This window comes from Microbacterium sp. M28 (assembly GCF_025836995.1).
Lineage (GTDB): Bacteria > Actinomycetota > Actinomycetes > Actinomycetales > Microbacteriaceae > Microbacterium.
Window position 1 is genome coordinate 933,556 of sequence record NZ_CP107546.1, and the last position, 15,955, is coordinate 949,510.

The window sequence follows — 15,955 nt, forward strand, 5'->3', positions numbered from 1 at the left end:
ACTGTTATAGTTCAAGTAGAATTAATAGAAATTGGAGAATCATGCTGATCAGGATCGAAGCGAACAGCTCGCGGCCGCTCTTCGAGCAGGTCGCGGCATCGGTGCGCGCCGATATCCTGACCGGCGTTCTGGCACCGGGGGATCGCCTGCCTTCGGCGCGCGAGGTGGCCGAGGCGCTCGACATCAACCTCCACACCGTGCTGCACGCGTACCAGCAGCTCCGCGACGAGAGGCTGGTCGATCTGCGGCGAGGTCGTGGGGCGGTCGTCGCGGCATCCGCGGCGCCGCTGGTCGATCTCGCCAAGGACATCGCCGATCTCGTCGCCAGAGCGGGGGTGCTCGGCGTGTCCGCCGAGACGCTCGCCGCGATCGTCACGTCCGCAGTCCCCAGGAACGACCGAGTGGAGGAGCTCCCATGACCGAGCACGACATCACCCGCACCCCGCCGGCGCAGTTGCGCCGAGCACGCGTCGCCTTCGCAGTCGTGTCGATCGTCGTCCCGATCGCGGTGGTCGCGATCGGCCTGGCAGTGCTGTGGTCGTGGATGCCGCAGCTCCCGGATCGCGTCGTCACGCACTGGGGCGTGTCGGGTCCCGACGGATTCGGTTCTCCGGCGCTCTATCCGTGGATGCTCGTGATCATCGGACTTGCGCTGCCCGTGATCATGGCGATCGCGACGCTGCTCGCGGTCGGCACGCACTGGGGTGCTGCAGCGCGATTCATGGGTGCGATGGCGGCAGGCCTGTCCGTGTTCGCGTTCGTGCTCGCGCTGGGTTCGGTCGGAGCGCAACGCGGTCTGACGGACGCTGCAGAGGTCGGCGACGTCTGGTGGGTGGTGGCGCTGGGCTTCGCGGTGCTGCTGGTCGTCGGTGCAGTCGCATGGCTCGTCCAGCCGGCGGTCGCGGCCACTCAGGCGCCGCCGCTCGAACCGTCGCACGTCGTGAGGCTGACGGCGGGCGAGCGCGTCGTCTGGGTCGGCACGGCGACGATGCCGCGCACGCCGCTGATCATCATGGGCACCGCTCTCGTGCTCGTCACCGTGCTCACGATCGTCCTGGCGATCGGCGCGTCGCCGGCGGGCTGGATCGGTGCCGCGGTCATGTTCCTCGTCCTGCTCGCGCTGCCGGCGACGGCGGCGTTCCGGGTGCGCATCACCCCAGAGGGCCTCACGGCCAGGTCGCTGCTCGGCGTACCGCGCACCCGCATCCCGATCTCCGAGATCGAGTCCGCTCGCGCCGTGGAGATCTCGCCGTTCGGAGAGTTCGGCGGCTGGGGGTGGCGCATCGCCCTCGACGGGCGCAGCGGCATCGTCATGCGGCAGGGGCCGGCCATCGAGATCGTCCGGCGGGGCAAGCGCACGTTCGTGGTCACGATCGACGGGGCCGAACAGGCTGCCGCACTGCTGCAGGCGTACGTGGATGCCGCGGCATCCGATCCGAAGATCGACCGCCGAACAGTAGGAGGCGCATCGTGACCGCTCAGAGCATCGGAACGGCGGTGCGGATCCCGCTGAGCGCGATCATCGCCTACGTCGTCCTGGCCTGCGGGCTCGCGTGGCTCGTCGCACTCCCGCTCTGGCTCGGCGACGGGCTCGCCCATCCGCTCGCCGGCGTTCTGATTCCGGTGATGATGTTCACGCCGGCGCTCGCCGTCGTCCTCGTGATCCTGGTGCTGCGTCCGGTGACGAAGGGCGAACGGCTGCGTTTCCTCGGCATGTGGCCCCTGCGCCCGGCCAAGCGGGTGATCTGGCTGAGCGTGCTCGGGCTGTTCGGGCCTCTCGTCGTCATCGCGCTCTCGGTTGTGGTCGCAGCGGCGTTCGGATGGGTGCAGCTCGATCTCGTCGGGTTCTCCGGCTTCCGCGAGACCCTGGAGGCCTCCCTTCCGGACGGCGTCCCGGTGCCGCCGACCGGTGTCGTGATCGCCTCGCAGCTGATCGCGATCCCGTTCGCGGCCGCGACGATCAACGCCGTCATGGCCTTCGGTGAGGAGCTCGGTTGGCGCGGATTCCTCGTCCCGGCGCTGCGCCAGTACGGCACGTGGCCGGCATTGCTGATGAGCGGTGTCGTCTGGGGCGCCTGGCACGCGCCGGTGATCCTGCTCGGCTACAACTTCGGCCGCACCGACCTCACCGGTGTCCTGATCATGGTCGGCGGATGCGTGGCGTGGGGGATCCTGCTGGGGTGGTTGCGGCTGCGGTCGGCATCCGTCTGGCCCGCTGTCTTCGCCCACGGAGCGATCAATGCGGCAGGCGGAACCCTGCTGCTTTTGACCGCGGCCGGAGCGGACGTCGACCTGGCGCTGGCCGGTCCGCTGGGCGTGGCCGGGTGGGTCGCGTGCGCCATCGTGATCGCGGTGCTCACCGCGACGGGACAGTTCCGAAACCAGCCGGAGCTCGACGGAGGCCCCGGCCGTCTGCTCTCGCCGCAGCGCGAGCGGAGCTGATCGGACGGGCAGCGTTCACCGTGTGCGGAACCTGTTCCGGTACTCCGCCGGCGTCGTGTTCAGGCGACGGCGGAACGCGCGGTTGAGGGTGTCGACAGTGCCGAAGCCGTTCGTCCGGGCGACGACGTCGAGTGTGTCGTCGCCGGCCTCGAGCTGGTTGCGCGCGGCCTCGACGCGGGCCGTCTCGATATAGGCGGCTGGAGTGGTGCCCAACTCCGCGGCGAAGATCCGGGTGAGCTGGCGGTCGCTGATGTGCAGGCGCTCGGCGAGCTGCGTCACCGTCAGCGGATCGGACAGGTGCGTCGTGATGTGGTGGCGCAGTTCCTCGACGCGGCGACTCGCGGAGACCCGCTGCAGCGGCACGCTGAACTGGCTCTGCCCGCTGGGCCGCTTGAGATACATGACCAGCTGACGAGCCACACGCAAGGCGAGCTCCTGCCCGAGGTCGTCGGCGACGAGGGCCAGCGTCAGATCGAGGCATGCGGTCAGGCCGGCGCCGGTCCAGACGTCCCCGTCGCGGATGAAGATCGGATCGGCATCGACCACGACATCCGGATGCTCGCGGGCGAGCTGGTCGGACGTCGTCCAGTGCGTCGTGGCGCGCTTGCCGGAGAGCAGGCCGGCGTCGGCGAGGACATGGGCTCCGACGCACACCGACGCGACGCGGCGGGTGCGGGGAGCGAGGCGTCGAACCCACTCGACGACGGTCGGGTCGGTGACTGCCCGCACCTCGCGCTCGTCGCCGATGGTCACCGCCCCGGGCACGATGAGCGTGTCGATGCGTCGATCCGCGACGGACGCGAAGGTGACATCCGGCAGTACCCGCACACCGGCGGAGGTGGTGACGGCGTCCAGCGTCTCCGCCGCGAGGACCACCCGATATCCGCTGGGGCCCTCCCGTTCCCGCTGCACGATCGAGAACACCTCGGACGGTCCGGTCACATCGAGGAGGTCCACGTCCTCGAAGAGGGCGACCACGACCAGGCGTTCGTTCACCGGGGCTCCGATCCAGATATGTCTGTTTCTGCGGGTAAGACGTCATTGACGACATTACTCCCGCTCCGTAGCGTGAAACGTGCCGCCAAAACCTCGACGGCGCACCCCGGAAGGAAACCCATGACCTCGACCACCCTGCGCGAACTCAACGGACTCGCGTCGACGCCTGCAACCCTCGCCGACGCCACGCTGCTGCTGGTGGACTACCAGAACACGTACACGCGCGGAGTCATGGAGCTCGAAGGCTGGGAGCCCGCCCTCGACGCCGCCGCCGACCTGCTCGAACGTGCACGTGCCGCCGGCACCACGGTCATCCACATCAAGCACGACGGCGGCGAGGGCTCGGCGTACGACATCCGCGACGAGATCGGCGAGATCCACCCGAAGGTCGCCCCCCTCGCCGGCGAGCAGGTTGTGGTCAAGACCGCTCCCGACTCGTTCGTGGGCACCGACCTCGGCGAGCGCGTCGACGCGGCAGGCAACACGAACGTGATCGTCATCGGATTCATGACGCACATGTGCGTCACGTTCACCTCGGAAGGCGCCTTCCTGCGCGGCAACGCACCGACCGTCGTCGCGGAGGCGTGCGCGACGCGTCCGCTGCAGACCGCGGTCGCGAGCGTCTCGGCGGAGCAGCTGCACCACAGCGCGCTCGCCACGATCGGCGACATCTACGGTGTGGTCGTCCCGACGGCGGCCGATGTGTCCTGATCGCGCCGAGTGTCTTGACGTCCGGCGCGCCGCCGAGTTGGCTGAAGACATGGCCGAATCCACTCCGCAGAACTGGCGCGCCGCCGACGACTACCTCGCAGACGTCCTCGTCGGGCATGATCCGACTCTGGATGCCGCGCTCGCTGCGCAGCGCGCCGCCGGCCTGCCCGAGATCGAGGTCGCGCCGGTCAGCGGCAAGCTGCTGAGCCTGCTCGCGCGCATCAGCGGCGCCCGCCGCGTTCTCGAGATCGGCACGCTCGGCGGGTACTCGACGATCTGGCTCGCCAGGGCCGTGGGGCCGACCGGCAGCGTGGTCACGGTGGAGGCGGAGCCCGCGAACGCCGCCGTGGCCCGCCGGAACCTCGACGCCGCCGGCGTCGGCGGCCGCGTCGAGATCCGCATCGGTCGCGGCGCCGAGGTGCTGCCGAGCCTGGACGGCACCGAGCCGTTCGATCTCGTCTTCATCGACGCCGACAAGGAGTCCAACACGATCTACCTGGACTGGGCGGCCAGGCTCGGTCGCACGGGCACCGTCGTCGTCCTGGACAACATCGGGCGCGAGGGCGAGATCGTGAACGAGGACACGACCGATCCGCGCGTCATCGGAACCCGGGAAGGACTTCGGATGCTGGGGGAGGACGCCCGGTTCGACGCCACCGCGCTGCAGACCGTGGGACTCAAGGGCTGGGACGGCGTCGCGATCGCCGTCGTGGTCTGACACGGGCTTCGGCGCCAGAGACGCCGCGGGCTAGACTGGCGACGGATCGACGACGCTCCACCACCACCTTTTCTCTGAGCAAGGAGCACATTCGTGGCATTGATCGAGGCTGTAGGCGCACGTGAGATTCTCGACTCGCGGGGCAACCCGACCGTCGAGGTGGAGGTGCTCCTCGATGACGGCATCGTGCAGCGCGCCGCCGTCCCCTCCGGCGCATCCACCGGTGCGTTCGAAGCATACGAACTCCGCGACGGCGACAAGAGCCGCTACGGCGGCAAGGGTGTGCTGAAGGCCGTCGAGGCCGTTCTCGACGAGCTCGGCCCGGCCATCGAGGGCGTCGAGGCGAGCGAGCAGCGCATCGTCGACGAGATCCTCCTCGAGACCGACGGCACCGAGAACAAGAAGCGCACGGGCGCCAACGCCATCCTCGGCGTCAGCCTGGCCGTCGCCAAGGCGGCCGCCGACAGCGCCGATCTGCCGCTGTTCCGCTACCTGGGCGGACCCAACGCGCACGTCCTGCCCGTGCCGCTGTTCAACGTCATCAACGGCGGCGAGCACGCCGACAACGGCATCGACATGCAGGAGTTCTTCCTCGCGCCGATCGGTGCGGAGACCTACTCCGAGGCCCTGCGCTGGGGCGTCGAGACGTACCACGTGCTGCGCAGCGAGCTCAAGGCCGCCGGCTACGCGACCGGCCTCGGCGACGAGGGCGGATTCGCCCCCGACCTGCCCAGCAACCGCGAGGGTCTGGACTTCCTCGTCAAGGCGATCGAGAAGGCCGGCTTCACGCCTGGTACCGAGATCGCCCTCGGCCTCGACGTCGCAGCGACCGAGTTCTTCAACGACGGCGTCTACCGCCTCGACAACAAGGACTGGGATGCCGAAGCACTGACGGAGTACTACGTCGGGCTGGTCAACGACTTCCCGATCGTCACGATCGAGGACGCGCTCGCCGAGGACGACTGGGACAACTGGAAGCACCTCACCGAGGCTCTCGGCTCGAAGGTCCAGCTCGTCGGTGACGACCTGTTCGTCACCAACCCGGAGCGCCTCGCCGACGGCATCCGTCGCGGCGTCGCGAACTCGCTGCTGGTCAAGGTCAACCAGATCGGCACGCTGACGGAGACGTTCGACGCGGTCAGCCTCGCGCAGCGCTCGGGCTACACGGCGATGCTCTCGCACCGCTCCGGCGAGACCGAGGACACCACGATCGCCGACCTCGTCGTCGCGACCAACTCCGGTCAGATCAAGGCCGGTGCGCCGGCTCGCAGCGAGCGCGTCGCGAAGTACAATCAGCTTCTGCGCATCGAGGAAGAGCTCGGCGACGCCGCGGTCTTCGCCGGTCGCTCCGCCTTCCCGCGCTTCACCGCGTGAGCGTGCGCGACAACTGATCCACGAGCGAAGGGGGAGCCATGGCGAGACGCGCGGCTTCCCCTTCGTCGTCTGCGCGCACGGTCGACGTGCGCGAGTGGGCGTCCGGCATCCGGCTGTCCGCCTTCTCCGTGATCATGCTGTCGCTCGTGGTGCTCGGCGCCTGGGTGCTCGTGCCGACGCTGGGCACCTACATCGAACAGCGCCAGCAGATCGCGGCGCTCGAGCAGGCGGTACAGCTCTCCAAGGAGGAGATCGCCGCCCTCGAACTGGAGCAGCAGCGCTGGGAGGATCCGGCCTACATCACCACGCAGGCTCGCGAGCGGCTGTACTACGTCAAGCCCGGTGAGGTCGTCTACCTCATCGACAACGACCTGGACGCCGCGGCCCTGCCCCAGGAGCAGCAGCCGGTCAGCGCCGAGCTCGAGGAGAGCAGGGCCGACTGGATGCCGCAGTTGCTGCGCAGCCTCGCCGGCGCCGGTCTCGCGCAGACCGCGGCCGAGGGCGGGTAGAGGCTTCGCACAGGCGCGCCTCCCGTACGCTGGAGAGGTGACGACACCGCCTTTCGCCCCGCCCACCGCCGCTGAGCTCGACGTTCTGACCGCTCAGCTCGGACGCCCCGTGCGCGGCGTCGTCGGCATCGCAGCCCGGTGCGTGTGCGGCAACCCGACCGTCGTCGCGACCCTGCCTCGGCTGCCCGACGGCACCCCGTTCCCGACGTTCTACTACCTGACCCACCCGGCGGCCACGGCGGCGATGTCGACGCTGGAGGCCACGCAGGTGATGCCCGAGCTGGCGTCCCGCCTCGCCGAGGACGAGCAGATCGCCGACGCGTACCGCGCCGCGCACGAGGCATATCTCTCCGATCGCGCGCAGTTCGGCGATGTGGCCGAGATCGATGGCATCTCGGCCGGCGGGATGCCGACCCGCATCAAGTGCCTGCACGCCCTGGCCGGCCATTCGCTGGCCGCGGGTCCCGGAGTCAACCCGATCGGCGATGCCGCGCTGGCCCGCTCCAGCTGGTCGCCGGAGCGATGCCAGTGCGAGCAGCCGGGGGCCGCGATCGCATGAGGCGACGGAGGATGCTGAGCAGCCTCGTCGCAGTCGCGGCGATGTCGGCATCCGTCCTGCTCACCGGCGTCGCGCCGGCGGCGACTCCGACGCCCACGCCGGCCGTCGAGGAGCAGGCCGATCCGATCCGCGCCGCCGAGTACTGGCTCGACGGTGCGCGCGTCCACGAGGCATGGAAGACGACCCGCGGTGAGGGGGTCAGGATCGCGGTCATCGACACCGGTGTCGCGCAGGGGCCAGTGGCCTTCAAGGGCGTCGTCGACGGCACGGACGTCTCGGGCACCGGTGCGGACGACGGGCGCACCCCGGTCGGCACGATCGACGTCGACCACGGATCGTGGGTCGCCTCGTTGGCGGCGGCCAGACCGGCGGACGACGGCACGGGGATGATCGGCGTCGCCCCGGAGGCCGAGCTGCTCTCGATCTCGGTCAACTTCGGTGCCTCGGCCGTCGTGCCGTTCACGGAGCAGATCGCCGATGCGATGCGCTGGGCGGTGGACAACGGCGCGGACATCATCAACCTCTCCTTCACGACGAACACCCTGGACTGGGATCGCAGCTGGGACGAGGCGTTCCTGTACGCCTACGAGCACGACGTCGTGGTCGTGGTCGCAGCGGGCAACCGCGGGAACGGCACATCGATCGTCGGCGCGCCGGCGACGATCCCCGGCGTGCTCACGGTGGGCGGAGTCAACCAGCACGGCGAGGCGAGCGTCGAAGCGTCGACGCAGGGCATCACCATCGGCATCTCCGCACCGAGCGAGGGACTGCTCGGTGTCTCCGCCGACGGCCGCGTCGCCGAATGGGATGGCACGAGCGGCGCCGCCCCGATCGTCGCCGGCGTGGCTGCGCTGGTCCGATCCGCGCACCCGGACCTCAGCGCCGGCAACGTGATCAACCGGATCCTCAAGACGGCGATCCCGGTCGAAGGCGTCGCGCGCGTTCCCGATCCGCTGTACGGCTACGGCCTCATCGACGCCTCCGCGGCGGTGACGGCGCCGGTCGCCGAGGTGGATTCCGAGCCGGCCGCGGCGCTCGAGGAGTGGATCAGGGTCTACCGCAGGGCGGAGACCGTGCCGCAGCCGACGCCGACGGTCGGGCCCGTCTCCGTCGAGCCCCTGCCGGCCGCCGACCCGCCCAGCGAAGCCGGTTCCCCGCTTCTTCCCAGTGCCCAGACGCTGCTGTACGGTACCCTGCCGCTCATCGTCCTCACAGTCCCTGGTATCCTGGTTGCGCTAGGCGTCACCGCAGCTGCCCGGCGTATCCGTAGGGCGCGCGCGCAGCGCACGCCTGCCCCCTGACAAGGAGTTTCCCCTCTGTGGCTGAGAACAGCACTGTGCCCAAGATTCTGATCGTCGGCGGTGGCTACGCGGGTTTCTACACAGCGTGGAAGCTCGAGAAGCACCTCCGCAAGGGCGAAGCCGAGGTCACCATGGTCGACCCGCTTCCCTACATGACCTACCTTCCGTTCCTGCCCGAGGTGGCAGCCGGATCGATCGAGCCGCGCCACGCCGTTGTCTCGACCCGTCGTCACCTCAAGCGCACGAACGTGGTCGCCGCCAAGGTGACCAAGATCGACCACGCCAACAAGGTCGCCACCATCACGCCGGCTGACGGCGAGGCGTACGAGTTCGCGTACGACCAGATCGTGGTGACCGCCGGTTCGGTGTCCCGCACGTTCCCGATCCCGGGGATCGCGGACAACGCGATCGGCATGAAGTCGATCGAAGAGGCCGTGTGGGTCCGGGACAAGCTGCTGTCGAACTTCGACCGCGCTGCCGCCCTTCCCGCCGGTCCCGAGCGCGAGCGTCTGCTCACGGTCGTCGTCGTCGGTGGTGGCTTCGCCGGTATCGAGACCTTCGCCGAGCTGCGGTCGTTCGCGTCGGCGCTGCTCAAGCGCTACCCGGAGCTGTCGTTCGAGGAGACGCACTTCCACCTGATCGAGGCCATGGGTCGCATCATGCCCGAGGTCTCCCTGCCCACCAGCGAGTGGGTGCTCAAGGACCTCGCCAAGCGCGGCGCCAACGTGCACCTGGACACCCAGGTCACGGGTGCGGTCGACGGCAACGTCGAGCTGTCCACCGGACAGGTCATCCCGACCGACATCATCGTGTGGACCGCCGGCGTCATGGCGAACCCGCAGGTCGTCCGTGCCGGCGACCTCCCCGTCGAGGAGCGCGGTCGCATCCGCGCCCAGGCGGACCTGCGCGTGATCGATGCGGACGGCAACGTCGTCGACGGCGCATGGACCGCGGGTGACGTCTCGGCGGTTCCCGACCTCACCGGTGGTGGCGTCGGCGGCTTCTGCGTCCCGAACGCCCAGCACGCGGTCCGCCAGGCGAAGCGTCTCGCGAAGAACCTCGTCGCAGTCCTGCGCGGCGAGGCTCCGGTCGACTACGTCCACAAGAACCTCGGCGCGGTCGCAGGCCTCGGCCTCGGCACGGGCGTCTTCCAGTCCGGCAAGATCGCGCTCAAGGGCTTCGTCGCCTGGGTCGCGCACCGCGGATACCACGGCCTCGCGATGCCGACGTGGGAGCGCAAGTGGCGCGTGCTGTGGGGCTGGTGGCACAACCTGTGGCTCGACCGCGACATCGTGAACCTCGAGAAGGTGCAGGAGCCGCGCGCGTTCTTCGAGCAGTTCGCGTCGCGCCCTCGCCCGGCCGCGGATGCCGCCCCCGCCGCTCCGGCTGCCCCTGCGAAGGCCGAGGCACCGGCCGCTGCCGAAGCTCCGACTGAGAAGGCTGCCGTCGGCGCCAATTGATCCTCACGACGAAAGCCCCGTTCTCCGGAACGGGGCTTTCGTCGTCTCCGAGGAGATCCATAACCTGATTCGATAGCGTCATCCGTGCAAGGGGAGTACTCCCGTCTGCGGCGGTGTCGTCATTACGGACATGCGATCATGTCCCGGCCCGCCGGCCCCATCGGGGCGGAGGAGACCTTGGCAGTCCGCCAGCGCGGACGCCACGGCTCCCTGTGCGCAGGTCCGTGGCCGTCCGCATCACTCGATGAAGGATCGCACCATGGACAAGATCTCCCGCCTGCTCGGCATGGCGTCGCAGGCTCTGGACAAGAAGACGGCGGCGAACCGGGGTGGTTCGTCCGGCTCCACCGACTGGGGTGGAATCCTCCGAGGCGCGGTGGATGCCGTGCGCACGCCGTCTGGTCCGGGGAACGCGGGTACGCCGATGGCCGGGACGTCCGCCTACGCACCGCCGCCCGCTGATGGCGCCGGACCGTACACGCCGCCGCCCGCCGCTGGGGGCCGCCCGTACACACCGCCGCCCGCGCACGGTCAGACTCCGAGCACTCTTGGCTCCGATGCGGACCGCGCGGCGATCGCGCGATACGACTACCTGATGCAGACCGCGGAGCCGCACCGCGTCGAACAGATCCACCGGGACGCGTTCGCCCGACTGAGCCCCGAACAGCGCGCACACGTCGCGCAGCGCATGCAGGCCGAGTTCGGGCCTGGTGAACGGCCCGCTTCGGCATCCGCGGACGATCTCGCCCGCGCTGCCGGACGCGCCGAGGCGGCGCAGCCGGGCCGGATGCGCGGACTGCTCTCGCGGGTGAAGGGCGGCGGCGCTGGAGGAGCTGCGTTCGTGGCCGGCGGGGCGGCGCTCGGCGCCCTGGGCGCTGTGGCAGCGGGGGCCGTCCTCAGCGCGGCGGCGGCGCCGCTTCTCGAGCATGCGACCGCGATGGGAGTCGACTTCGCCGGTCTGGCTGAAGGGCTTGACCTCGAAGCACTCGCAGGAGGCGCTGAGGGGCTTCTCGGATCGGCCGGGGACACCGTCGCCGGTGCCGGCGAGTCGGTGTCCGACTGGGGTTCCGCGCTCGGCGATCTCGGGCTGGGAGACATCTTCGGTCGCTGACGCCTTCGCGCGCTGACGGTGCCCCGGGCTGGATCCTCGCGCGCTCGGTCACGCTTCTGGCGGGTCCGGATGCGATGCCCCGCCTCATGTGTGACCGATCGCTCGGACGGGCACGCGTGAGGCGGGCTCACAGCGGGGGAAGCCGCCTCACGTGCGACCGTTGCAGCGGCCTCGGCCGGCGGGGCCTGCGAGGTTGCCGTACCCCCGGTCGGATTCGAACCGACACTTTGGCGAGTTTAAGTCGCCTGCCTCTGCCGATTGGGCTACGGGGGCATGCCGTTCAGCCTATCGGCGGAAGGCATCGGCCAGGTCGTAGGGTGGGGGAGTGCTCGACCTGATCGCCGGCCCGACGAACCCCTCCCCGCGCGCGTGGGAGGACCCCGCGCGCTGGTGGTCGAGACTCAGCGAGGCGACGGCTCACCTGCCGGCACCGGTCGCGATCATCGACGCCGATGCGCTGCGCCACAATGCGCTGGACATGCTCGTCCGGGCCGGAGGCATCCCGATCCGCGTCGCGTCCAAGTCGGTGCGCGTGCGGGCCGTGCTGGATGCGGTGCTGAAGCTGCCCGGATACCGCGGAATCCTCGCCTTCACGCTCGGCGAGGCGCTCTGGCTCGCCGAGACGCACGACGACGTCGTGGTGGGGTACCCGAGCGTCGACCGGGCGGGGATCGCGCGGCTCGGGCAGGACGAGATCGCCGCATCGCGGATCACCCTGATGATCGACGATCCTGCGCACCTCGATCTGATCGATGCGGTCGCCGCGCCGGGCAGGCGAGCCGAGATCCGAGTGGCGATCGACGCCGACGCCTCCTGGCGATCGTCGGCGTTGGGACACATCGGCGTGCGTCGGTCCCCGCTCTACACGGCCGCCGACGTCGCCCGGTTCGCGCGGACGATCGCCCGACGCGATGGATTCCGCCTCGTCGGCCTGCAGATGTACGAGGCCCAGATCGCGGGCCAGGGTGACGACGCGGGCACGGATGCACCGCTGATCCGATTCGCTCAGGCGCGCTCGCGCGAAGACCTGCTCCGCCGCCGCACCGAGATCGCCACGGCGATCAGCGACATCGCACCGCTCGAGTTCCTCAACGGCGGGGGCACTGGTTCGCTGGAGTTCACCGGCAGCGACGAGTCCGTCACGGAGGCGACGGCGGGGAGCGGCCTGCTGGGCGGGCATCTCTTCGACGGCTATCGCTCGTTCCAGCCCGCCCCGGCGTCCGCGTTCGCGTTCGACGTCGTGCGACGGCCAGCCGCCGACATCGTGACCGTGCTCGGCGGCGGATGGATCGCATCCGGGCCGTCCGTCGCGTCGCGCCAGCCTCGTGCCGTCTGGCCTGCGGGGCTTCGCACGCTTGCGCGTGAGGCGGCCGGCGAGGTGCAGACGCCGTTGCAGGGCCGAGCGGCACGCTCGATGAGCATCGGGGATCGCGTCTGGTTCCGGCACGCGAAGAGCGGCGAGCCCGCGGAGCGGATCGACGCGTACCAACTCGTCTCCGGTGACGAGGTGGTCGACGAGCTGCCCACGTACCGCGGCGAGGGAAAGGCGTTCCTGTGACACGACTCGGCGGAAGCTGGCAGAACTGGGCGCGCTCGGCGTCCGTCGATCCCGTTCGTGTCGAGCGGCCGCGAACGCCGGAGGGAGTGCAGCGCGCCGTGCAGGCGGCAACCGCGCAGAATCTGCCGATCAAACCGGTCGGCGCAGGGCACAGCTTCACCGGCATCGCCGTCGCGCCCGGTGTTCTGCTGGACCTGAGCGACATGCAGGGCCTCGTCGCCGCGGATGCCGGGACAGGACGCGCCACCTTCCTCGCGGGCACTCGCCTGCACCGCATCCCCGCCCTGCTCGCGCCCTTCGGTCTGGCGATGGAGAACCTGGGCGACATCGATCGCCAGTCGATCGCCGGCGCGGTCTCGACCGGCACGCACGGCACCGGACTCCGATTCGGCGGCCTCGCCACGCAGGTCGTCGGAGCGGTCATGATCACCGCGGCCGGCGAATTCCTGCGGGTGAACGAGCAGGAGAACGCGGAGATGCTCCCCGCGATCGCCCTGGGGCTCGGCTCACTCGGCATCCTCGTGGAGGTGACGCTGCGCTGCGTACCCGCCTTCGTGATGCATGCGATCGACGAACCTGCACCTCTGGACGACGTACTCGCCACGCTGCACGATCGCGCGCAGGCGATCGACCACTTCGAGTTCTACTGGTTCCCGCATACAGATGTGGCGCTCACCAAACGCCAGGAGCGCATGCCGGAGTCCACGCGCCGGCGGCCACTGCCGGCTGTGGGGCGGTGGGTCGACGAGACTCTGCTGTCGAACACCGTCTACCGTGCGGTCTGCGGTGCCTCTCGAGCCGTCCCGGCGATCACACCGCGGTTCAACCGGCTCGCCGTGCGGCTGACGGGCGATCGCGAGTACACCGATCGTTCGCACACCGTCTTCACCCAGCGTCGGGCGGTCCGGTTCCGTGAGATGGAGTACGCGCTGCCGGCCGAGAACGTCGTCCCGGCGTTCCGCGCCGTGCGCGAGCTGATCGCGAGGCGCGGGTGGCGGATCGAGTTCCCGGTCGAGGTGCGATTCGCTGCGGCGGACGATCTCTGGATGTCGACCGCCTACGGTCGTGCCACGGGCTACATCGCGGTGCACCGGTACTGGCGTGTCGATCCGACCGAGTACTTCAACGCGGTCGAGGAGATCATGCTCGAGCACGGCGGACGCCCGCACTGGGGAAAGCTGCACACGCTCGACGCCGAGCGGCTCCGTGAGCGGTACCCCCGATTCGATGACTTCCGGGCGCTGCGCGACCGGTTGGACCCCGAGCGACGGTTCCACAATCGCCACCTCGGACGCGTGCTCGGCGACTGAGCTTCGTCCAGTCGATGCGCAGACTGCGCGACTAGGATGAAGGAAATCTGCGGAAGGGGTGGCCTCCCATGTGGGAATGGCTCGTGCCGGTACTGATCGTCGTCGGTGTCATCGTGATCGTCGGCATCTATCTGTGGGCGACCTACAACTCCCTCGTCCAGCTCAACGTGCGCGTGGACGAGGCGTGGAGCGGCATCACCGTGCAGCTCAAGCGTCGAGCCGACCTCATCCCGAACCTCATCGAGTCCGTGAAGGGCTACGCGTCGCACGAGAAAGCGGTGTTCGAGAACGTCACACGCGCTCGCGCGGAGACCCTCTCGGCCGCAGGTCCGGCAGAGGCGGGCATCGCGGAAGGACATCTGCAGCAGGCGCTGAAGAGCCTGTTCGCCGTGGCCGAGGCGTATCCCCAACTGCAGGCCAGCCAGAACTTCCTGCAGCTCCAGCACTCGCTGGTCGACACCGAGGACAAGATCCAGGCCGCCCGCCGCTTCTACAACGGCGGCGTCCGCGAACTGAACACCAAGATCAAGGTGTTCCCGAACAACCTCTTCGCGCGCGGTCTCGGCTTCACCGAGCGCGAGTTCTTCGAGGTCGCCGACGGCACGACGATCTCCGAGCCGCCGCGCGTTCAGTTCTGAGGCGTCACTGCCGTTCGTGCTCATGCCGGTCTGACACGACCCCACCGATCGCCTTGAGGGCGTCCGCGACGGCATCCGTCGCGTCTCCCCAGCCCGAGACCGTGATGCGTTCCAGGCCCTGCCACGATGCCGCGCCGGTCAGCTCCAGCGCGATCGCCAGCGCGTCATCCGGGCGCGACTGCGGTTCCCACCAGGCGGACTGCACCCGGAGCACGGAGGCCCCGCGGTCGGCCTTGAGATCGACCCTCGCCGCGATCCGGTCATCGACGAGGACGGGCAGGGAGTAGTAGCCGTAGCGGCGTTTGTGGGCCGGCACGTAGATCTCGATCCGATAGTCCAGCTCGAACGCACGCAGTGCTCGTTCGCGGAACCAGACCACCGGGTCGAACGGCGTCAGCAGCGCGCTGGCGTCCACGCGGCGGGGCAGCACGGCATCGCGGTGCCGCCAGGTCGGCAGCGGACGACCTGCGCGCTCCCACCCGCGTACGACGACGGGCTCGAGCTCACCGGCGTCCACGAGGTCGGCGATGGCCTGCCGCACACCTGGTCGATCGCGCAGTCGGTGGTAGTCGGCCAGATCGGACTCCGTGGCGACGCCGGACGATCGCGCGGCGCGGCGCACCAGTTCGCGGAACGCCTCGTCGCGGGGGACGGGGCGAGCTCGGACCTCGTCGGGGATGACCTGCTCCGCCAATGCGTACCGGCGCTCGAACCCGCGGCGCCCGCTGATCGCGACGTCTCCGGTGCGCCACAGGTGCTCCAGCGCCAGTTTCACGTCATCCCAATCCCACCACGTGCCTCGCTCGCGCGGCGCGTCGTCGCGCAGGTCGGCGGGTCGCAGGGGACCGCGCGAGCGCAACTCGTCCTTGACCCAGGAGATCGTGCGCGGATTCCGGCTCACCCAGGAGTCGGGGTCGCCCTCCCAACGGCGACGGAAGTCGGCCATCCGGAAGTCCCACAGGCCCCAATCGGATGCCGGGATGAACGTCGCCTCATGCGCCAGGTACTCCACGTAGTGGGTCGTGCGGGCGTGGAAGATGCGCTCGAACAGGGCGTGGTCGTACGGTCCGAGCCGGGAGTAAAGCGGCATGTGATGCGACCGCGCGAAGACGTTGACCGAGTCGATCTGCAGAACGCCCATCCGCGCCATCGCACCGTGCACATGGCGGGCGGTGACGGTCGCCGGGCGGCGGCGAGTGAAGCCCTGCGCGGCGAGCGCGATGCGCCGCGCCTGCGCGGCGGTGAGAATCTGTGACACGTCGGTCAGC

General features: G+C 69.8%; 16 protein-coding genes and 1 tRNA gene. 14 read left to right on the top strand and 3 right to left on the bottom strand.

Annotation, left to right across the window (positions count from 1 at the left end):
* Positions 1 to 41 precede the first annotated feature (41 nt).
* The 3 genes from OED01_RS04635 to OED01_RS04645 are packed head-to-tail and all read left to right on the top strand — an operon-like array spanning position 42 to position 2,442.
* Entirely contained in the window at positions 42 to 419 is a 378-nt protein-coding gene (locus tag OED01_RS04635) for a GntR family transcriptional regulator (RefSeq protein ID WP_264157208.1), read from the top strand.
* Positions 416 to 1,474 (top strand): DUF1648 domain-containing protein, encoded by a 1,059-nt coding sequence (locus OED01_RS04640; protein WP_264157209.1) that lies wholly within the window; start codon positions 416 to 418, stop codon positions 1,472 to 1,474. The genes OED01_RS04635 and OED01_RS04640 overlap by 4 nt, the downstream gene beginning before the upstream one ends.
* A complete protein-coding gene (locus OED01_RS04645) occupies positions 1,471 to 2,442 on the top strand; it encodes a CPBP family intramembrane glutamic endopeptidase (protein WP_264157210.1) in 972 nt (323 codons plus the stop codon). Before OED01_RS04640 ends, OED01_RS04645 begins: the two co-directional genes overlap by 4 nt.
* 15 nt (positions 2,443 to 2,457) lie before the next feature.
* Here OED01_RS04645 and OED01_RS04650 read toward each other — a convergent pair whose 3' ends face one another.
* The gene (locus OED01_RS04650) at positions 2,458 to 3,438 is read right to left on the bottom strand and encodes a GlxA family transcriptional regulator (protein ID WP_264157211.1); all 981 of its coding nucleotides are present in this window, start codon (positions 3,436 to 3,438) and stop codon (positions 2,458 to 2,460) included.
* A gap of 120 nt (positions 3,439 to 3,558) precedes the next feature.
* Here OED01_RS04650 and OED01_RS04655 point away from each other — a divergent pair, with 120 nt between their 5' ends.
* The 8 genes from OED01_RS04655 to OED01_RS04690 all read left to right on the top strand — a co-directional run bounded on the left by OED01_RS04655 (position 3,559) and on the right by OED01_RS04690 (position 11,181).
* Positions 3,559 to 4,149 (top strand): cysteine hydrolase family protein, encoded by a 591-nt coding sequence (locus tag OED01_RS04655; RefSeq protein ID WP_264157212.1) that lies wholly within the window; start codon positions 3,559 to 3,561, stop codon positions 4,147 to 4,149.
* Between the two features lie 49 nt (positions 4,150 to 4,198).
* Positions 4,199 to 4,867 carry an O-methyltransferase gene (locus OED01_RS04660; RefSeq protein ID WP_264157213.1) on the top strand — a complete coding sequence of 223 codons (669 nt, stop codon included), beginning with the start codon at positions 4,199 to 4,201 and terminating at the stop codon, positions 4,865 to 4,867.
* Between the two features lie 93 nt (positions 4,868 to 4,960).
* A complete protein-coding gene (gene eno, locus OED01_RS04665; protein ID WP_264157214.1) occupies positions 4,961 to 6,241 on the top strand; it encodes a phosphopyruvate hydratase in 1,281 nt (426 codons plus the stop codon).
* 38 nt (positions 6,242 to 6,279) lie between these two features.
* Positions 6,280 to 6,750 carry an FtsB family cell division protein gene (locus OED01_RS04670; RefSeq protein WP_264157215.1) on the top strand — a complete coding sequence of 157 codons (471 nt, stop codon included), beginning with the start codon at positions 6,280 to 6,282 and terminating at the stop codon, positions 6,748 to 6,750.
* A gap of 37 nt (positions 6,751 to 6,787) precedes the next feature.
* Positions 6,788 to 7,309, top strand: coding sequence for a DUF501 domain-containing protein (locus OED01_RS04675; protein WP_264157216.1), 522 nt, complete (start codon positions 6,788 to 6,790; stop codon positions 7,307 to 7,309).
* Positions 7,310 to 7,320: 11 nt separating this feature from the next.
* Positions 7,321 to 8,610, top strand: a complete 1,290-nt coding sequence (locus OED01_RS04680; RefSeq protein ID WP_264157217.1) for a S8 family serine peptidase — start codon at positions 7,321 to 7,323, stop codon at positions 8,608 to 8,610.
* A gap of 35 nt (positions 8,611 to 8,645) precedes the next feature.
* Positions 8,646 to 10,070: an NAD(P)/FAD-dependent oxidoreductase gene (locus OED01_RS04685; protein ID WP_264157218.1), complete on the top strand. Its 1,425-nt coding sequence runs from the start codon at positions 8,646 to 8,648 to the stop codon at positions 10,068 to 10,070.
* Positions 10,071 to 10,329: 259 nt separating this feature from the next.
* Positions 10,330 to 11,181: a cation-transporting ATPase gene (locus OED01_RS04690; RefSeq protein ID WP_264157219.1), complete on the top strand. Its 852-nt coding sequence runs from the start codon at positions 10,330 to 10,332 to the stop codon at positions 11,179 to 11,181.
* Between the two features lie 199 nt (positions 11,182 to 11,380).
* Here the strand turns inward: OED01_RS04690 and OED01_RS04695 are convergent.
* Positions 11,381 to 11,454, bottom strand: a tRNA-Leu gene (locus tag OED01_RS04695).
* 52 nt (positions 11,455 to 11,506) lie between these two features.
* Here OED01_RS04695 and OED01_RS04700 point away from each other — a divergent pair.
* The 3 genes from OED01_RS04700 to OED01_RS04710 all read left to right on the top strand — a co-directional run bounded on the left by OED01_RS04700 (position 11,507) and on the right by OED01_RS04710 (position 14,687).
* Positions 11,507 to 12,739: an alanine racemase gene (locus OED01_RS04700; RefSeq protein WP_264157220.1), complete on the top strand. Its 1,233-nt coding sequence runs from the start codon at positions 11,507 to 11,509 to the stop codon at positions 12,737 to 12,739.
* Positions 12,736 to 14,049 carry a D-arabinono-1,4-lactone oxidase gene (locus tag OED01_RS04705; protein ID WP_264157221.1) on the top strand — a complete coding sequence of 438 codons (1,314 nt, stop codon included), beginning with the start codon at positions 12,736 to 12,738 and terminating at the stop codon, positions 14,047 to 14,049. Before OED01_RS04700 ends, OED01_RS04705 begins: the two co-directional genes overlap by 4 nt.
* A gap of 68 nt (positions 14,050 to 14,117) precedes the next feature.
* Complete coding sequence (locus OED01_RS04710; RefSeq protein ID WP_264157222.1) at positions 14,118 to 14,687, top strand: LemA family protein; 570 nt, start codon at positions 14,118 to 14,120, stop codon at positions 14,685 to 14,687.
* A gap of 4 nt (positions 14,688 to 14,691) precedes the next feature.
* Here the strand turns inward: OED01_RS04710 and OED01_RS04715 are convergent, their stop codons facing one another.
* Complete coding sequence (locus OED01_RS04715) at positions 14,692 to 15,945, bottom strand: winged helix-turn-helix domain-containing protein (protein ID WP_264157223.1); 1,254 nt, start codon at positions 15,943 to 15,945, stop codon at positions 14,692 to 14,694.
* Between the last annotated feature and the right edge of the window lie 10 nt (positions 15,946 to 15,955).

Coding starts and splice junctions, on each gene's coding strand:
- OED01_RS04635 (WP_264157208.1), top strand. CDS start 42: ATGCTGATCAGGATCGAAGCGAACAGCTCGCGGCCGCTCTTCGAGCAG.
- OED01_RS04670 (WP_264157215.1), top strand. CDS start 6,280: ATGGCGAGACGCGCGGCTTCCCCTTCGTCGTCTGCGCGCACGGTCGAC.
- OED01_RS04655 (WP_264157212.1), top strand. CDS start 3,559: ATGACCTCGACCACCCTGCGCGAACTCAACGGACTCGCGTCGACGCCT.
- OED01_RS04690 (WP_264157219.1), top strand. CDS start 10,330: ATGGACAAGATCTCCCGCCTGCTCGGCATGGCGTCGCAGGCTCTGGAC.
- OED01_RS04680 (WP_264157217.1), top strand. CDS start 7,321: ATGCTGAGCAGCCTCGTCGCAGTCGCGGCGATGTCGGCATCCGTCCTG.
- OED01_RS04640 (WP_264157209.1), top strand. CDS start 416: ATGACCGAGCACGACATCACCCGCACCCCGCCGGCGCAGTTGCGCCGA.
- OED01_RS04710 (WP_264157222.1), top strand. CDS start 14,118: ATGTGGGAATGGCTCGTGCCGGTACTGATCGTCGTCGGTGTCATCGTG.
- OED01_RS04660 (WP_264157213.1), top strand. CDS start 4,199: ATGGCCGAATCCACTCCGCAGAACTGGCGCGCCGCCGACGACTACCTC.